A 17,333-nucleotide genomic window follows, 5' to 3' on the forward strand; every position below is an offset into this window, starting at 1 on the left:
GTGGCCATCCAAGTTTGGGGATATTTTTTTAATCATGTTTTCCCAGAATACGTCTAAATTCCTCCTTGCCTAGGGGCAACTTTTTCAAATTCTCAATCATCATCAGTGCTCTTTCAATTCTCAATTGTGGCGATTTTACCCCATCTGCATGATGAATGATATAGCGCTGCATACCTTTGGTCAGTCCCTGAAAACGTGCATATCCTTCAGGATCAGTATCAAAAACAGCCTGAAGTTCTTCAGGAATCGTAGCGCCATATTCACTCTGGTCGGGTTCTAATTTTACCTCTATACTCGAACCTAGACTTAATCCTGCTTCTTTCATTCTTTTCGTGCTGAGGTTGATATATGCCCAGCCCTCCCCCAAAGCAACCAAACCTGCCTGCCAAGTAATATTTTTAATCGTACACAAAAATCGTATACCCATCTTTCCTCCCAAAGCTTGAACTACGTCAGGCGGAACACTTAGATAGTATACTTTAAGTGGATTGTTACGTCCAACTTCACTCTGAAAACGAATGGGAGGGAATGTTACTTTCATAAAAAATAAAAGAATTTAGAAGATCATAGCTTGCAGTTCAAGCGGTAAAATTGATTTTTGTTAACAAAAAAGATAATTTATAAGCCGTATAATAATTAGACAAAACTTTGTTGATAAGTCTTTAATATTCAGTTATTTTTGAGTGCCTTAAAGTGAATTTCTTAGAGCAACCGCACATTGTTTTAAGAATCATAATTCTTCTCTAACTCCACGAATAATTGATTTAGTTACAACTTAACTAAATCAAAATGTCATAGCAAAAATAACCATTAATACTTTTAAATACCTCTATTAAGTCTGCTTTCGCCTGGGAGAGGAGTCTGATAGCTTAAACCTTAAAATTATGGTCAAAAAAGGCACAATTCTGGAAGATAGGAATGGGAATACCCTTGAGTTTATTGAGGTTAGTTCCGAAACTAATGGTAGCCATACTAAAATAAAAGTATGTTTACAACCCAATCAATTAGCACTAGCTTGTCATTGTCACGAGAAATCGGACGAAATCTATGAAATTTTAGAGGGAGAACTCACATACGAGATTAACCACAAAAAAATGCTTGCAAAGGCTGGCGAAACCATTATTTTACCTAAAGCACAAGCACATCGACATTACAATGATTCAGCCAATCCCGTGGTGATGTACTATACCATTACACCTTCTTACGACATAGAGCCACTGATTGAAACGATGATTACGATGTGGCAAAATGGAAAAATAAGAAACGGGAATGCTAACTTTTTGCAAAGTATGGTATGGGTAAACTACATGGAGAGTAAGATTTATTTTGAAGGTTTGTCTCAAAACACACAAAACTTTTTAGCCTATATTTTAGCACCAATTGCTTCTGTTTTTGGATACAAAAAGTTTTATCACAATTAAAGAGTGGCAAAGGCACAAGGTGTGAGAATTGAATGAATTTTGATTGAGTGAATGAGTGATTATTTTAAAATTTGTGTTTAAACATAATCACTCATTCACTCAATCACTCAATGTTATTTAAACATAAATAACCTCCCTCTACTTATTCTCAATAACTACATTAAAAACGACGTCTCTTTCATCTTTAATGAGTCTTTTTACTCCTTTTATTTCCAACCTTGCGCCACTAAATTCCTTTAATTCAAATAAATCTGTGTGGGTAGTACTGTAAGTATCCAAGTTTTCAATCGCTTTACTATCTGACCATGTTTTTCCTCCGTTATTAGAATACACATATCGCAACTGCTTGAAATTAAGCGCCGTATTCCCTTTTGGTTCGGCTCGTTTTTCTCTTGGCGCATTATCAGTATTGTTTTTTGATGAAACATCATCACTCATCTTAAATGGATTCGGATTGGCATGAACCACAGGTTTTGTCAAAAAAACAACATATAAGGTACCATTGGAAGTCTCAAGTAATTTGACTGGGGTTTGCGTATCTATGTTATAATCGCTCGCGACAACACTCGTAGAGATTTTGGTTTTTTTATTCAAAAGGTATTTTTTGATTTTTATCGATACCAAATCTGACTTGTCCTTCTCGACTGTGGCGACAAAAAGTCCCCCTTTTTTATCTAAAAAAGTACCAGCTGTATTCAAAGACTGGCTTTGAACTTTATTCGAAAGCGATAAAGTTAAGAACAAGCAAAAAGAGGCAAAATATGTTTTCATGTCAATACAAGTTAAAAAATAAGGTGTTTGAAATGGCTTTCAAACACCTTGATAACGAAGTTCTTATCTTATTCTTGTGCGGAGGCTTTATAAACGCCAAACTCTGCTAAATATACTTTTGCTAAGGCGTCTTTGATGGTCAATTTTACCTGCGTACTTTTAACAGTTGGAAATCTCAACAAGCGCTTGTGACCGACTGTTGTACTTTCTGCTAGCTTTTGCCAAGTCTTACCATCCCAAAATTCTACCAAAAATGACTTGATTCTTTGTCCTTCAGCAATATTTTCTTGAATAGAGATTCTATCAAACTCCTTTTCACCTTCCAGTTGTAAAATCAACGACTGATTGACGTCTAAAACCTTACTGGTACTTAATTTTTTATCTATCAAAAACTTATGTTTTTTACTAACCAAATTATGGGAGAAAGTCTCATTCAAAATTTCTCTAAACTTTTTAATAGCATTCACATCAGTTGTTTCTAGTAAACCATCTCGGTTAGGAGGGATGTTTAACAACAACAAACTATTTCTTCCGACCGATTGGTAATACAGGTTAACTAAGTTTTGTGGCGTTCTGACTTTAGCATTTTCTTTTTCATGCCAAAACCAACCCGGACGAATCGAAACGTCCGTTTCGGCAGGTATCCAGTCTGGCCCTTTTTCATCACCTGTATTCAAATAATGTTCATCGGCTTTTCCTGGCGCTTGTCCTGCGTTATTGATAGTCGACCAGCAAGTTTCGCCAGCGTTACCTTTTTCATTGCCAACCCAACGCACATCTGGACCAGCATCCGAAAACATCACAGCCTTTGGCTGAAGCTCACGCACCATTTTCCAATAACCTTGGAAATCGTACTCCATATTCTTAGCGTTTTCGCCTTTGGCGCCATCAAACCAAACTTCAGCTATTTCACCATAGTTCGTCAAGAGTTCTCTCAACTGGTTTTTGTAATACGTATTGTAGGCGTCAGTGCCATAGGTTTTTTCATGTCTATCCCAAGGAGAAAGATACACGCCAAATTTGATACCAACGGCTTTACAAGCTTCAGAAAGCTCTTTTACGATATCACCCTTCCCGTTTTTGTAAGGACTGTTTTTGACAGAATGCTCGGTATATTTTGAAGGCCAAAGACAAAAGCCGTCGTGATGCTTGGCGGTAATAATAGCAATTTTGAAACCTCCAGCTTTCAATGCTTTTGCCCATTGCATCGCATCTAACTTAGTAGGGTTGAAAATCGAAGGAGATTCATCGCCTTCTCCCCATTCTTTATCAGTATAGGTATTCACAGTAAAGTGCAAAAAGGCAGTAGTCTCTAATTGTTGCCAAGCCAATTGTCTAACGGAAGGTTTGGGCAGTGTACCCGACACTTGCCCTTGAGCGGTACAAGCAGCTAAAAGTAATGGTAATATGTATTTCTTCATGGTTGAAAATTGAGGTAGGATAAAAGTATTTTTCTCGAAAGTCCTAATTCTTGTTAAAATACTCATGAATATTGGATAAAACACAAGAAGCTTGTCCCGATGGTGATTCATATCATTGTAAAAGGTACTAAAAAAGCATTAATTCGTAAACAAATTGATAAAACGCGAAGTTCGCTATATATTTGAAAGATTTTCGTCAGAAAATCCCCGAATCTTGAAATAGTCACATTAACAATAACAACTAAACAATTACCAAACTAATGGCATATCAACAAGATTTTACCTATGTTACGGGCACAGAACCACACCGTACTCGTACACGTGAAATTGTAAAAGCTCACCCAGAAGTAAAAAAACTTATTACCAAAAACCCCATGACTTTCGTTTGGATTCTAGGCTGTGTATCAATGCAAATTGGTATGGCTTACCTAGTAAAAGATCAAGCATGGTGGGTTATTTTGGCGGCTGCTTGGCTTATCGGTGCATTTCCAACGCATACACTTTTTGTATGTATTCATGAGGCTGCACACAACTTGATTTTCAAAAAACCATCTTGGAATGTTTATGCAGGTATCGTAGCAAACTTCCCTTCATTGGCGCCAACAGCTATTTCATTCAAAAATTATCACTTAAAACACCACGCATTTCAAGGTGTTCACGAGCTAGATGCAGACTTACCAGATCACTGGGAAGCAAAATTGATTAACAACTATTTCATAGGAAAAGCATTGTGGTTGTTATTATTCCCAATTTTCCAAGCTATTCGTACATTGCGTTGTTTGGAGTTGGCTGTATTTGACCGTTGGGTAATCATGAATATCGTTTGTCAATTAGCCTTTGATGCGATTATTGTGTACACAATGGGTTGGCCTGCATTAGGTTACATGGGTGCAAGTTTTATGTTCTCAGTAGGTTTACACCCACTAGGTGCTCGTTGGATTCAAGAACACTATTTGGTATTGGACAAAAACCAAGAAACATACAGCTACTACGGTGCATTGAATGGAATCAACATGAACGTTGGATACCACAACGAACACCACGATATGCCTTCAGTACCTTGGAATAACCTTCCAAAGTTGAAAGCAATTGCTCCAGAGTTTTATGATAATTTGAAATATCATACTTCATTCACGAAGTTATTTTTCACCTTCTTATTTAGTCAAGAAGTAGGGCTTTATTCACGCATCGTCCGTAAAGAAAGAGGCAAAGTGACATTAGACGACAACTCAACACCAGATATTCAGTTGTTACAAGGAAAGTAGTTGTCTGTTAGGCAATTATTTACATCATTTTAAATCGTAAGAACCTCGTTTATTTTAATTAAACGAGGTTCTTACGATTTATGAAGGTTACGACAACTTGATGCGTGTAATCTACATATTTTATTAGAAAATTTACCTAATATTACGAACAAATATAGAACTTGATAAACTTAAGTTTACTATCAATTACCTAGGTGGTAATACTAAATAGTTATTATTGAAGTTAAATTATGAATAATTCAAAATGTCTAAAGTTCTTGTTTATAGCTTAACCAATATGTGTATTAAGAATTAACTATTTTTGAAATCAACGTTTCTATTTTGATATCCTATCGTATTAAAAGTAGAATTGGGATATCTGACCAATTGAGATTAAGTAAAATACTCAATCTTTTTTTCAAGAAAGTTACCAAGTAATCACAGTTATTTATTAAAAATTTGCCTTGAGCAGAGTATTGTATGTTATCAAACGAATTAAAATCTAAAATCAATAAGCTTTGGGATAAGTTCTGGAGCAGAGGCATTACCAATCCAATTACAGCGATTGAGCAAATCTCTTATTTGCTTTTTATGCGTAGAATAGATGATGCTGATGCTTTGGAAAAAGCAAAAGCAATCTTTGCTGAAAAAGAATATGAATCCATTTTTGAAGGAAACGAAGATTGTCGTTGGTCTTATTTCTCACAGCTTGACCCAGATACAATGCTGGATGTGGTGTCTAAGAACGTATTTCCATTTATAAAAAACCTCAACGACCCTTCACAGCCTTATACAAGGCACATGGAAAACGCTTATTTCATTATTAATAACTCTGCATTATTAGATGAAGCTGTAAAAGCAATTAATGAAATTTTTGAAGATATCATAGTTCAACAAGATGCTGGACAGCAGTTTCAAGATACACAAGGAGACGTTTACGAATACTTAATTAATGAAATTGGTTCATCTGGTAAAAACGGACAGTTCAGAACTCCTCGGCATCTGATACAATTTATGTGCGAATTGATTGACCCTGATTTGACAGACAAAATCTGTGACCCTGCTTGCGGAACGGGTGGTTTTTTGGTGGGAGCTTATCAACACATCCTGACCAAATATACCAGCCCCGAAGAAATTACGGAAGATGAAAACGGCTTAAAGCGATTTAAAAAATATGGAGGCGATAAAATCACCAAGCAAGAAGTATGGGACGACCTCAACGAAAAAACCTTCTATGGCTTTGATATTGACCAAACCATGGTGCGGATTGGTCTAATGAACCTGATGCTACACGGCATTAAAATTCCTCAGATTGAGAATACTGATACGCTTTCTAAAAAATATGACCAACTCCACCAAGACGGGGAGTATTCGGTGATTATGGCCAACCCGCCATTTACGGGCAGGATTGATAAAAAAGGCATGAGCGATGAACTCAAGATTGACGGCACACAGAGCGAGTTGCTTTTTTTGATTCGTATTTCAAAGATGCTCCGCTCAGGAGGCAGAGCCGCTGTGATTATCCCCGAAGGGGTATTGTTTGGCGGAAGCACCAATCAAAGAAAAACCCGTGAAATACTACTCAAAGACAACCAGTTAGAAGCCGTAATCTCGTTGCCAAGCGGAGCATTTAAACCTTACACAGGTGTAAAAACGGCTATCTTGCTCTTTACCAAAGCCGAAGAAGATAGCCCGATTTGGCACACCGAAAAAGTATGGTTTTATGAGCTAAAAAATGACGGCTACAGCTTGGACGATAACCGCCGCAAACTCGCCGAAAACCCTTTACCCATTGCAGCGGATGCTTACAAAAACAGAGCAACTCAAACGCCCATAGAACGCAACAACCATTTTTATGTGCCGATAGCCGAAATAAAAGACAACGGACTCGACCTCAGCTACAACCGCTACAAAAAATTTGAGTACGAAGAGCAAACCTACGAGCCACCCCAAAAAATACTGGAAGCTTTGTTTCAGCTCGAAGCCGAAATACAAAAAGAGATGCAAGAACTTAAAAATTTGATTGGGTGATGGAAATGGTAAAAATATCAAGTTTAATCACAGATAAAATATCTGGGGAATGGGGTTCTGACGCATTGACAAGTAATGCTGTGAATGTTATTAGGACTGCGAACTTTACAAATTCGGGGAAAATAACTTTTCATAATCTCGTAAAAAGAGAAATAGAAAGGAAGATAGTAGAAAGGAAGAAGCTTTTAAATGGAGATATAATCATTGAGAAGTCTGGGGGTAGTCCAAACCAACCAGTTGGTAGGGTTGTCTATTTTGAAAACCCTGATAATTCAACATTTCTATGTAATAACTTTACATCTATTTTGAGACCCAACAAAGGAAAAGTAAATCCCAAATATTTATTTTACCTACTAAGTAATTTTTATCAAACTGACAAAGTTCTCTCATTTCAAAACAAGACAACAGGTATTATAAATTTAAAGTTAGACAGGTATTTAGATAGCGAAATTTTATTTGAACCAAATCTCGAAACTCAAAACAAAATCGTAGCCATTTTAGACAAAGCCAAAGGCATTTTAGATAAGCGAGAAGCCACCATCAAAAAATATGATGAATTGCTAAGGGCTACTTTTTTGGAGATGTTTGATCCATATCAAGGATTAAACTTGTATAGCTTGATTGAACTCACTGATATTACTTCTGGACTTACGAAAGGTAAAAGGTATGGAGCCAAGCAAACAAGGTTTATTCCTTACATGAGGGTTGCAAATGTACAGGATGGTTTTTTAGACTTAAACGAAATTAAAGAAATTGAGGCAACAAATGATGAAATAAAACGGTACACCCTTCAAAAAAATGATTTACTATTAACAGAGGGGGGAGACCCTGATAAATTAGGAAGAGGAACTTTGTGGAAAAATCAAATTAAGAATTGCATTTTTCAAAATCATATATTTAGAGTACGGATTACCGATCCTAGAATTATTAATCCTACATTTCTTTCATTTCAAATTGCCAGTTACTATGGAAAAAGTTACTTCTTAAAAGCTGCTAAACAAACTTCAGGGATTGCATCTATTAATTCAACTCAACTAAAGGCATTTCCCGTGTATGTTCCACCAATTGAGCTGCAAAACAAGTTTGAACAAATTGTTTCAAAGGCTGAAAAGATTAAAAGTAGCAAAAAAGTCAACTTAAAAATTACTAATGACTTGTTTCACTCTATCTTGCAATTAGCATTTAAAGGTGAATTAGGTTTTAACACTGCGGTTGATTTAGAAGTATTGCTTGAAAATGATTATCAATTTTTTAAAGAGAATAGTAATTCAAGTTCCATACAACTGCTGCTTGAAAGATTAAATACAGATGAACTAAACAAAAACAGATTTTACGAGCAGCAAACTTATAACAAAGCAAAGAGCTTTGTCTTTGAGCTAATCAAAGAAGAGAAAGTGAAACAAGTATATGACGATATAACCAAAAAAGTAAAACTTACGGTTGAATGAAACTCATTAGACTCAAAATAGAAAACGAAGGCGGTTTCAGAAGTCTTCAAAAGGATTTTGAAATCAAATTTCATTACTTGGCAGACACCGAGGCAATGGAGCAATTTCGCCCTTTTTGTTTTGCAGGTTTAAATGGCAGTGGCAAGAGTAATGTTTTAGAGGCATTGGCTAATATTTTTTATCATTTGGAGGTTTGTGTAGCCCGTTATCTGCCCGAAAGCATCAAGGACCCTCAAAACTTTAAACGACATGAGTCTGTACCAGATGCCTTTACGCTGGAGTATTTAATTCCTGAAAAAGAATCAATGTCCAATAGTATCAAAGGGTTTTATAAGGTAAAAGTTTCTAAAAAAGAAGGCAGAGAGCCACAACTTTTTATTCAACCGTTTCCGTTTGATGATTCAACCCAAGAGAGAGAAGTCTCATTGATTCCGCCTATTGGAAGAGACAGTTCAGCCGAAGGGAAAGTCTATTTACCTGACCACATCATCGCATATTCTTCGGGTGAGAATGAAATTTTAAGTTTACCATTCATCAAAAGCCGTTTAATCCACTTAGACGAATACCGACAAGCAGTAAGAGATAACTACAGTAGTTTTGAAGAATCAGAAAATAGCTTAATTTACATTGACAATAACATGAGCCAAGCCGTGCTTTTGTGTTGTTTACTTTTTGAAAATGATGAAACGCTCGCCCCACTTCGAGTTATTGATAACACAGGGATTTTGGGGCTAAGAAGTTTCAGAATGAATCTACATGCACATGATTTTGAGTTTGTAGATAAAGAAACTGGCAAACCCTCTAAAGCTCCCATTCTAAAGATAGTAGAGCAAAATCAGATTGATAAGCTTAAAAAATGTGCTACTTCGTGGTTTTTAGACCCCAAAAACCAAACACTTTGGTTAGATTTTTATGTAAACGATGCCACAAAAGCAGCCTTCAAGGAGCATTTTGGTACGGGTTTAGCGTGTTTTCATTTTTTCAGGTTGCTTTATGAATTGAATGCTCATTTTGTAGATGACGAAACCAAAGAAAATGTTTATCGTTCCAAAGGTGTTTACACAGATGGCAAACTTCCAGTTGGCAATCCAAGACAAGATGTTTTTCATTTTTTAGATTTTTACATCACCAAGAAAATCAAAGGAACTGGCGTAGAAAAAGATTTGCTTTTGAGAAGCTTTTCAGACGGTGAGCATCAGTTTATTCATACAATGGGCATTTGTTTATTGCTGAAAAACAGACGTTCACTTTTATTATTGGATGAACCCGAAACACATTTTAATCCAAGTTGGAGAGCAAAATTTATCAAGATTCTTAATGATACCATTTCAGCGAGTAGTACCGGCAACGATTACAATATCCATCTACTAAAAGATATTTTACTCACTTCACATTCGCCTTTTATTATTTCGGATTGTTTACCCGACAATGTGGTACTGTTTGAGAAAGATGAAAAGGGAAATACGAGAGCAAGGAAAGTATCAGAGCTTGACAATAAATTCAACACTTACGGAACATCAGTTGAATTGATTTTAGATAGGTTATTTAACTACGACCAATCAATCGGAGATTTATCATACTCAGTGCTTGAATCAATAGACTTTGATTCAATTAAATCAAACGAAGAAATTGAAAAAGTAAAATCTAAGTTAAAAAAACTTGGCGACTCTATTGAAAAAGACATGGTTTTGGCTCGCTTAAATAGAATTAAAACTAAAAACTGATGCTAAGAACATATAGACCTATCAATCATTCAATATTCACTTTACATCAATATGTAGAACATTTAGTTTGTCAGGTTTGGTGTAATGCTTCTAATGCTTCGAACTGTGCAAACTTATTGGATGCAGACTTTGAATTGATATACAATGCTTATCCTTGGTTAAAAACAGATGTCGATGCTATCTACGAAAAATGTAAAACATTAACCGACATAGAAAGGGCTGATATTAGGGAAGCTTTTTATGTTAATAATAGAATTGCAGAACTGTGTGATGGTATTTTATCACCAATTGGATTGGATGCTTTACCTATTGTTGTAAGAGAAGATATGAAACCTTTGTTGGTTAAGTTTTATGATTACTTGATTGACAGGTCAGAAGTTCCAGGCGATAAACTTGATTATTATAATGCTCTACTGACTGAAAATCCAACATTTCAATTCTGTCCTTGTTGTGGTTTGTCGCCAATTGAATCAGCAGAATCGCATTACAGGGAAGACAACGACCATTATTTTAATAAAGCTCATTTTCCTTTCGCCTCTGTCAATTTTTCAAACCTTGTTCCATTATGCAGTAAATGTAATAAGAAATGTAAAGGTTCTAAAAACCCAGCTGATGCAAGAAGAGTTTCATTCTATCCATTCGACACAACCCATACGACTATTGAAGTTTCAATAAACATCGTTGACAACCCAGACCTTGACTACCGAGCACTTAAAGAGAACGAAATTGAAATAGCATTCAGCAATGACGCTAACAAAACTTCGACTTGGGACTGGTTATTCAATATAAAGGAACGATACAACGAAGCAACAAGAGGTTTTGCTAAAACTGAATTGAGAACACTTGCGAATAGACTTTTTAGAAATAATAAACGTAAGATAGGACTTACTTATGAGCAAATCCTTGAAGATACAATTGAAGATTACGAAATAGAAATCTTTGAAGACCGCAAATTTCTGAAGAGACCTTTTTTACAAACAATCAAAACAAAACCAGAATGGATGGGGGTATACGACTAAATAAACAATATCCATCACTGCTAGTGCTGGATTCCTATCCAGCACTCTCTTTTTCTAAGGATTCTATCCTAAATCTTTACCTCATTTTTTCAATCACTTCCACTACATGATTGATCGCAAAATCAATTTCCTCTTCAGTGGTATATTTCCCTAAACTAAATCGAATAGAACTATACGCCAAGTCGTCGTTTATGCCCATAGCCTTGAGCACATGAGAGGGTAGGACAGAGGCAGAAGTACAGGCAGAACCAGAGGAAACGGCGATATTTTTAAGGTTTCCTAATAACATTTCGCCATCTACACCACCAAAAGCAATATTCGTAACGTGCGCCAGTCTAGGGGCATTTCCTCCATTTACAGAGGTATTTTCAAGTTTCGATAGGATGGATTGTTCTAATTTATATCTTAAAAAAGAAAGCTTTTCTTGATTAGCTCTCATCTCTAATCTAGCCAAATCACAGGCTTTTCCTAGGCTAACTACGCCAGGTACATTAAGCGTTCCTGAGCGCATTCCTCGTTCGTGTTTGCCGCCATCCATTTGGGCGATTACCTGAAGTTTGGGATTATTTCGGTTGACATACAAGGCGCCAATTCCTTTGGCTCCATAGAGTTTGTGAGCCGATAAACTCAAAAGGTCGATAGGTGTATTTCGTAAATTGATAGGGAGTTTGCCAACCGCCTGAGTAGCGTCGGTATGAAAAAATATATTTCTTTCTCTGCAGATTTTTGCTATCTCCTCAATCGGAAAAATAACGCCTGTTTCGTTGTTGGCATACATCGCCGAAACCAATAAAGTATCGGCTTCGATTGCCTCAGCAATTTGTTCAGTCGTGATTAGACCGTCTGAGTTTGGTAATAATACGGTGGTTTTAGCACCAAATTGCTCCAAATGCGTACACACATCGAGGATGGCTTTATGCTCGGTGGCAATGGTAATAATATGATTTTTTTCTTTTCCAAAAGCTTCAAATACACCTTTAATCGCCAGGTTATTTGACTCTGTTGCGCCGCTGGTAAAGACAATATCTTTTTCGCCTGCACCAAGTAGTTTAGCAACTTGTGTGCGTGCTATCGAAACGGCTTCTTCAGCTTGCCAACCGTATAAATGACTTCTTGAAGCAGCATTACCGAAGTTCTGAGTAAACCATGGTATCATGTCTGCTAAAACCCTCTCGTCGACAGGCGTTGTGGCGTTGTAATCCAAATAAACAGGTAATTTCACGATATAAAGAATTTGATGAATCTGCTTCAAAGATAAACATCCATCGGACTGAAACTAAAAAAGGTGTAAGAAAATCTTACACCTTCAAATATATAAATGGGTTCGGTATGATTTAATTACTTGAATAAGCCACCCAACATGCCGCCGATACCACCAGCGTTACCGCCTAGTAATTTACCTGCAATGTTAGATACATCATTCATGTCAAATTTACCATCGCTAAATGCGTTTGTAAAGTCTGACATGTTTAATGAGTTGTCATTTGGGTCATTAGTTTTCGAAATCACAGAACTAATTACACCCGGCAATACTTGACTCACGATTCCTGCTGCTGCACTATTTTCAAGTCCAAATTTTTGCATCAAACCTGTTACTGCTTGCTGAGTAATGTTTGCTACAATTGGGTTGGACATAAGATTTCCACCACTTGTATTTGCTTGTCCACCCAAAAGACCCATAACGCTAGCTAAACCACCGCCTTGTGCCTGCTGTTGCAGCCCGCCAGTAATGGCGCCAAGGATAGTTTGCATTGCATCATTGTTTTTTTCGTTAGGAATAGCGGGGTTATTAACGATTGCGTCTTGAGAATGGTCTTGGATTAGACCCATGAGTTGCTCTAACATCTTTATGGGGGTTTAAATTTGGTTTGTGTTGAGTACAATAATAGAAAGACTTTTTATAAATTCAACTAAATTATGATTAAAATCTATAAAAATCAGTGTTATGACAGAAACAGCTATCAATTTGTCACAAGAAGATCCAAATTTATCTTTAGGAGAACAGATAACAGCCTTAGTAGCTGACCTTTATTACCCCAGTGAATCTGATGAAAAGATTGAATTCTTAGATGCTCCATTTGCTATAGAGGGTACTCCAGATGTGGCATCTCTTAAAATGTTTCTAGGAATTCCGCCCGAAGTAACTACTTCAGAATGGGATGTAGAAACATTTTTTAAACCTTTATTGAAAAAAGAAGATTGGTTTGGCGTAGAAGAATTAGGGTGGCTAAAATCTGCGGAGGATTTACATGCTCTATTAACAGCCAACTTGACAGATATAAAAATTTACAGAATAGGAAGTATAGAAATTGACGTGTATTTGTTGGGAAAGCCTACAGAAGGAAATTGTGTGGGAGTAAAAACAAAGGTGATTGAAACGTAGGAAAACAAAAAAGCCGAACTTCCTTAGAGGTTCGGCTTTTAATGTGCTATTTTACTTTAGCTACTACAGCTTTGAACGCCTCTGGGTGGTTCATTGCTAAGTCAGCCAATACTTTTCTATTTAATTCGATACCAGATTTGCTTACTTTACCCATGAATGCTGAGTAAGAAAGACCTTCTTGACGTGCAGCAGCATTGATACGTTGAATCCACAATGAGCGGAAATCTCTTTTCTTAACCTTACGGTCACGGTAAGCATATTGAAGACCTTTCTCGATCTTGTTTTTTGCTACTGTCCAAACGTTTTTACCTCTTCCGTAGAAACCTTTGGCTAATTTAAGCACTTTTTTACGTCTTGCTCTCGACGCTACGTGATTGACGCTACGTGGCATAATCTTGCTTGTTTTTTGAAATTTGGCGTTTCGTTGAAGAAATCTTTAAGGCCAATTTTCTGGTTGAACAATAACTAAATGGAAATTAGATTTCCGAAAAAAATTACAATACTAACATGGCTGTAACTCTGTTCATATCTGAAGCAGATACTAATGTATCATGAACCAAGTTACGCTTACGTTTAGTAGATTTTTTTGTTAAAATGTGGCTATGGAAAGCGTGCTTACGCTTAATTTTGCCTGATCCAGTCACTTTGAAGCGTTTTTTCGCTCCTGACTTAGTTTTAATTTTTGGCATTTCTGTTAAACGTTTAAATTGTGAAAAGTAATTGCCTCAACATTTCTGTCTCAGCTTGGTAAAATAGTTCGCAAAGATACAAAAAAAGTTTGTAATTATTTGCGTTAATAATTAATTTTTAAGAAATAAAAAAGCCATTAATGCTGAGAACAGTCATTAATGGCTTTTGATTATCAGGATTTTACCTGAAATATACGTATAAACCTCTAGGAGTCTAATAGATTGTCATATTCAGACGGGAAGTCTGGAACAGAGCACTATTTCTTCACAACTTTTGGAGAGAAGATAATAGACATTCTTTTTCCTTCCAATCTTGGCATTTCATCTGGTTTACCAACCTCTTCCAAACCTTTTGCAAAGTTAAGCAAAAGCATTTCTCCTCTTTCTTTAAATACGATAGCACGACCAACGAAGTGTACATAAGCTTTTACTTTTGCACCTTCTTTCAAGAAGCTGATAGCGTGTTTCAATTTAAAATTAAAGTCGTGTTCATCCGTGTTAGGACCGAAACGAATTTCCTTTACAACTGTTTTAGCTGCATTGGCTTTAATTTCTTTTTGTTTTTTCTTCTGTTCGTATTTAAACTTTGCGTAATCAATAACACGACATACTGGTGGAACTGCTTTTGGCGAAATCTCTACCAAGTCTAACCCTTGTTGACTCGCAATTTCTAACGCTTGTTTGAACTCAACAATGCCTTGTTCAACGTTTTCACCTACAAGACGAACCTGTTGAACGCCACGGATAGCATTATTAATTCTGTAAGGTTCCTCTTCTCTTTTTGTCCCTTTGTAATTATTATTCGGGCGTAACGCCATATTGTAAAAGTTATTAGTTTTAAATTATATAAAATCAGATTGAGCTAGAAGTTCAAAAACTGTTTAAATTAATAACTATAATACTCCTAAAAATGTTCCAGCACAAAGTCTATTTACAGATTTTCGTGATTATTAGATAGTTATCAATTTATCTTTCCGAAATCTAAATCAAAAAAAAATGAAATGCAAATTTCCGCGTCTGTGAAACCACAAATTTATTTTTCGTTGCTATTCTATCCTTAATCTGTAGCATTTGATGAATGATAGGAGTTTTAACTTATCATTCACCAAATGCCACAGATATTGGGCTGCTTAGCTAATGCGCGCCAAATTCTTGTTGATTTCTTCTTGAGCCAATTGAATAAACTCTTCGATTGTCATCATTCCTAAATCGCCTTCTCCTTTTTTACGCACTGAAACTTTTCCTTCAGCAGATTCTTTTTCACCCACAATAAGCATGAATGGAATTTTTGAAACTTCCGCATCACGGATTTTTCTTCCAATTTTTTCGTCCCTGTGATCGATATATCCACGCAAATCTTGCTCTTGCAATCTTACGAATAAGTCATTTGCGTAATCTTCGTATTTCTCAGAAATTGGTAATACCGCCAATTGGTCTGGTGACAACCACAATGGGAAGTTACCCGCAGTGTTTTCAATCAAAATAGCCACAAAACGCTCTAATGAACCAAATGGCGCACGGTGAATCATTACTGGGCGGTGTTTTTGGTTGTCAGAACCAGTGTATTCCAACTCAAAACGTTGTGGTAATTGGTAATCTACTTGGATTGTACCCAATTGCCATTTACGACCAAGAGCATCTTTCACCATAAAGTCGAGTTTAGGACCATAGAACGCTGCCTCGCCTAATTCTACTACCGTTGGCAATCCTTTAATTTCTGCCGAACGAATAATAGCTGCTTCTGCTCTTTCCCAGTCTTCATCTCTACCAATGTATTTTTCTTTGTTTTCAGGGTCACGAAGTGATACTTGTGCTGAATAGTTTTCGAAACCTAAAGCTTTGAAAACATACAATACAAGATCAATTACTTTCATGAACTCTTCTTCCACTTGGTCTGGACGACAGAAGATGTGTGCATCATCCTGAGTAAATCCTCTTACACGTGTTAAACCATGTAATTCACCAGATTGTTCGTAACGATATACAGTTCCGAATTCCGCCAAACGCAATGGAAGTTCACGATAACTACGAGGTTTTACTTTGTAAATTTCGCAGTGGTGAGGGCAGTTCATTGGTTTCAAGAAAAATTCTTCATCTTCGTCTGGAGTACGAATTGGTTGGAATGAATCTTGACCATATTTAGCGTAGTGCCCTGAGGTTACATATAATTCTTTGGAAGCGATATGAGGCGTCACTACAGGAGAGTATCCCGCACGAACCTGTGCTTTGCGAAGGAAACCTTCCAAGCGCTCACGCAACATGGTTCCTTTTGGTAACCAAAGTGGTAAGCCCATACCTACTTTCTCAGAGAAAGCAAACAATTCTAGTTCTTTACCTAATTTACGGTGGTCACGACGTTTAGCCTCTTCCAACAAATGTAGGTATTCATCTAATTCCTTTTGTTTTGGGAATGTAACGGCATATACACGAGTCATTTGCTTACGACTCACGTCTCCACGCCAGTAAGCACCTGCCACACTCATTAACTTAATAGCTTTGATAAAGCCTGTATTAGGAATGTGTGGTCCACGACATAAGTCCGTAAAGTTACCTTGAGAATAGAAAGTAATCGAACCATCTTCAAGACCATCGATTAATTCTAATTTATATTCGTCGCCTTTTTCGGTGAAGTATTCAATCGCCTCAGCCTTTGAGATAGGAGTGCGTTGATATTCATTTTTTTGACGAGCTAATTCTACCATTTTGTCTTCAATCTTCTTGAAGTCTTCTGAGCTTAAGGTTTTATCACCCATGTCGATATCGTAGTAGAAACCTGTTTCAATAGCAGGACCAATACCGAATTTCGTTCCAGGGTATAAAGCTTCAATAGCCTCGGCCATCAAGTGGGCAGAAGAGTGCCAGAAAGTCTGTTTACCATCTGTATCGTTCCACGTAAGTAGCTGGAAATCTGAATCTTGATTGATAGGTAATGATGCATCAACTACCTTTCCATTTACTTTCGCTGCCAATACATTTCTGGCTAGACCTTCTGAAATACTGAGGGCAATGTCCATCCCAGTGACTCCCTGGGCATACTCTCTAACACTACCATCGGGTAACGTGATTTTAATCATTTGATTGTTTTAGTTTCGGCCTGTATTCTATCTTTCCTTATTAGAAAATTATACAAACAATTTCTTCGAAGGTATAGCCATTACAGGCGTTGGTTTTTGTTTTTATGA

General features: G+C 36.7%; 16 protein-coding genes. 7 read left to right on the plus strand and 9 right to left on the minus strand.

Annotated features, from left to right (window positions below; translation table 11 throughout):
* Positions 1-28: 28 nt before the first annotated feature.
* Entirely contained in the window at positions 29-541 is a 513-nt protein-coding gene (locus QM524_RS00970; protein WP_283343079.1) for a YdeI/OmpD-associated family protein, read from the minus strand.
* A 343-nt stretch (positions 542-884) separates the two neighbouring features.
* Between QM524_RS00970 and QM524_RS00975 the strand changes: the two genes are divergently transcribed.
* A complete protein-coding gene (locus tag QM524_RS00975) occupies positions 885-1,421 on the plus strand; it encodes a cupin domain-containing protein (protein WP_283343080.1) in 537 nt (178 codons plus the stop codon).
* 138 nt (positions 1,422-1,559) lie between these two features.
* On the opposite strand, the gene QM524_RS00980 is transcribed toward QM524_RS00975, so the two are convergent.
* Positions 1,560-2,192: a hypothetical protein gene (locus tag QM524_RS00980; protein WP_283343081.1), complete on the minus strand. Its 633-nt coding sequence runs from the start codon at positions 2,190-2,192 to the stop codon at positions 1,560-1,562.
* A gap of 68 nt (positions 2,193-2,260) precedes the next feature.
* Positions 2,261-3,613, minus strand: coding sequence for an alpha-L-fucosidase (locus QM524_RS00985; protein WP_283343082.1), 1,353 nt, complete (start codon positions 3,611-3,613; stop codon positions 2,261-2,263).
* A gap of 260 nt (positions 3,614-3,873) precedes the next feature.
* Here QM524_RS00985 and QM524_RS00990 point away from each other — a divergent pair, with 260 nt between their 5' ends.
* The 5 genes from QM524_RS00990 to QM524_RS01010 all read left to right on the plus strand — a co-directional run bounded on the left by QM524_RS00990 (position 3,874) and on the right by QM524_RS01010 (position 11,079).
* Entirely contained in the window at positions 3,874-4,878 is a 1,005-nt protein-coding gene (locus tag QM524_RS00990; RefSeq protein ID WP_283343083.1) for a fatty acid desaturase, read from the plus strand.
* Between the two features lie 459 nt (positions 4,879-5,337).
* The gene (locus QM524_RS00995; protein ID WP_283343084.1) at positions 5,338-6,888 is read left to right on the plus strand and encodes a type I restriction-modification system subunit M; all 1,551 of its coding nucleotides are present in this window, start codon (positions 5,338-5,340) and stop codon (positions 6,886-6,888) included.
* A complete protein-coding gene (locus QM524_RS01000; protein WP_283343085.1) occupies positions 6,888-8,336 on the plus strand; it encodes a restriction endonuclease subunit S in 1,449 nt (482 codons plus the stop codon). Before QM524_RS00995 ends, QM524_RS01000 begins: the two co-directional genes overlap by 1 nt.
* Positions 8,333-10,060: a restriction system-associated AAA family ATPase gene (locus QM524_RS01005; protein ID WP_283343086.1), complete on the plus strand. Its 1,728-nt coding sequence runs from the start codon at positions 8,333-8,335 to the stop codon at positions 10,058-10,060. The genes QM524_RS01000 and QM524_RS01005 overlap by 4 nt, the downstream gene beginning before the upstream one ends.
* Complete coding sequence (locus QM524_RS01010) at positions 10,060-11,079, plus strand: hypothetical protein (RefSeq protein WP_283343087.1); 1,020 nt, start codon at positions 10,060-10,062, stop codon at positions 11,077-11,079. Before QM524_RS01005 ends, QM524_RS01010 begins: the two co-directional genes overlap by 1 nt.
* 76 nt (positions 11,080-11,155) lie before the next feature.
* On the opposite strand, the gene QM524_RS01015 is transcribed toward QM524_RS01010, so the two are convergent.
* Together QM524_RS01015 and QM524_RS01020 are read right to left on the minus strand one after the other, a co-directional pair.
* The gene (locus tag QM524_RS01015; protein WP_283343088.1) at positions 11,156-12,301 is read right to left on the minus strand and encodes a cysteine desulfurase family protein; all 1,146 of its coding nucleotides are present in this window, start codon (positions 12,299-12,301) and stop codon (positions 11,156-11,158) included.
* Between the two features lie 116 nt (positions 12,302-12,417).
* Positions 12,418-12,924: a DUF937 domain-containing protein gene (locus tag QM524_RS01020; protein ID WP_095167274.1), complete on the minus strand. Its 507-nt coding sequence runs from the start codon at positions 12,922-12,924 to the stop codon at positions 12,418-12,420.
* A gap of 100 nt (positions 12,925-13,024) precedes the next feature.
* Here QM524_RS01020 and QM524_RS01025 point away from each other — a divergent pair, with 100 nt between their 5' ends.
* A complete protein-coding gene (locus QM524_RS01025) occupies positions 13,025-13,462 on the plus strand; it encodes a nuclease A inhibitor family protein (protein ID WP_283343089.1) in 438 nt (145 codons plus the stop codon).
* Between the two features lie 46 nt (positions 13,463-13,508).
* Here the strand turns inward: QM524_RS01025 and rplT are convergent, their stop codons facing one another.
* The 4 genes from rplT to thrS form a co-directional block, all read right to left on the minus strand.
* The gene (rplT, locus tag QM524_RS01030) at positions 13,509-13,853 is read right to left on the minus strand and encodes a 50S ribosomal protein L20 (RefSeq protein WP_095167278.1); all 345 of its coding nucleotides are present in this window, start codon (positions 13,851-13,853) and stop codon (positions 13,509-13,511) included.
* A gap of 103 nt (positions 13,854-13,956) precedes the next feature.
* The gene (rpmI, locus tag QM524_RS01035) at positions 13,957-14,151 is read right to left on the minus strand and encodes a 50S ribosomal protein L35 (protein ID WP_095167280.1); all 195 of its coding nucleotides are present in this window, start codon (positions 14,149-14,151) and stop codon (positions 13,957-13,959) included.
* Between the two features lie 257 nt (positions 14,152-14,408).
* Positions 14,409-14,969, minus strand: a complete 561-nt coding sequence (gene infC / locus QM524_RS01040; RefSeq protein WP_095167282.1) for a translation initiation factor IF-3 — start codon at positions 14,967-14,969, stop codon at positions 14,409-14,411.
* Positions 14,970-15,281: 312 nt separating this feature from the next.
* Positions 15,282-17,225 (minus strand): threonine--tRNA ligase, encoded by a 1,944-nt coding sequence (gene thrS, locus QM524_RS01045; RefSeq protein WP_095167284.1) that lies wholly within the window; start codon positions 17,223-17,225, stop codon positions 15,282-15,284.
* Positions 17,226-17,333: the final 108 nt, after the last annotated feature.

The organism is Flectobacillus roseus (assembly GCF_030056595.1).
Taxonomy (GTDB): domain Bacteria; phylum Bacteroidota; class Bacteroidia; order Cytophagales; family Spirosomataceae; genus Flectobacillus; species Flectobacillus roseus.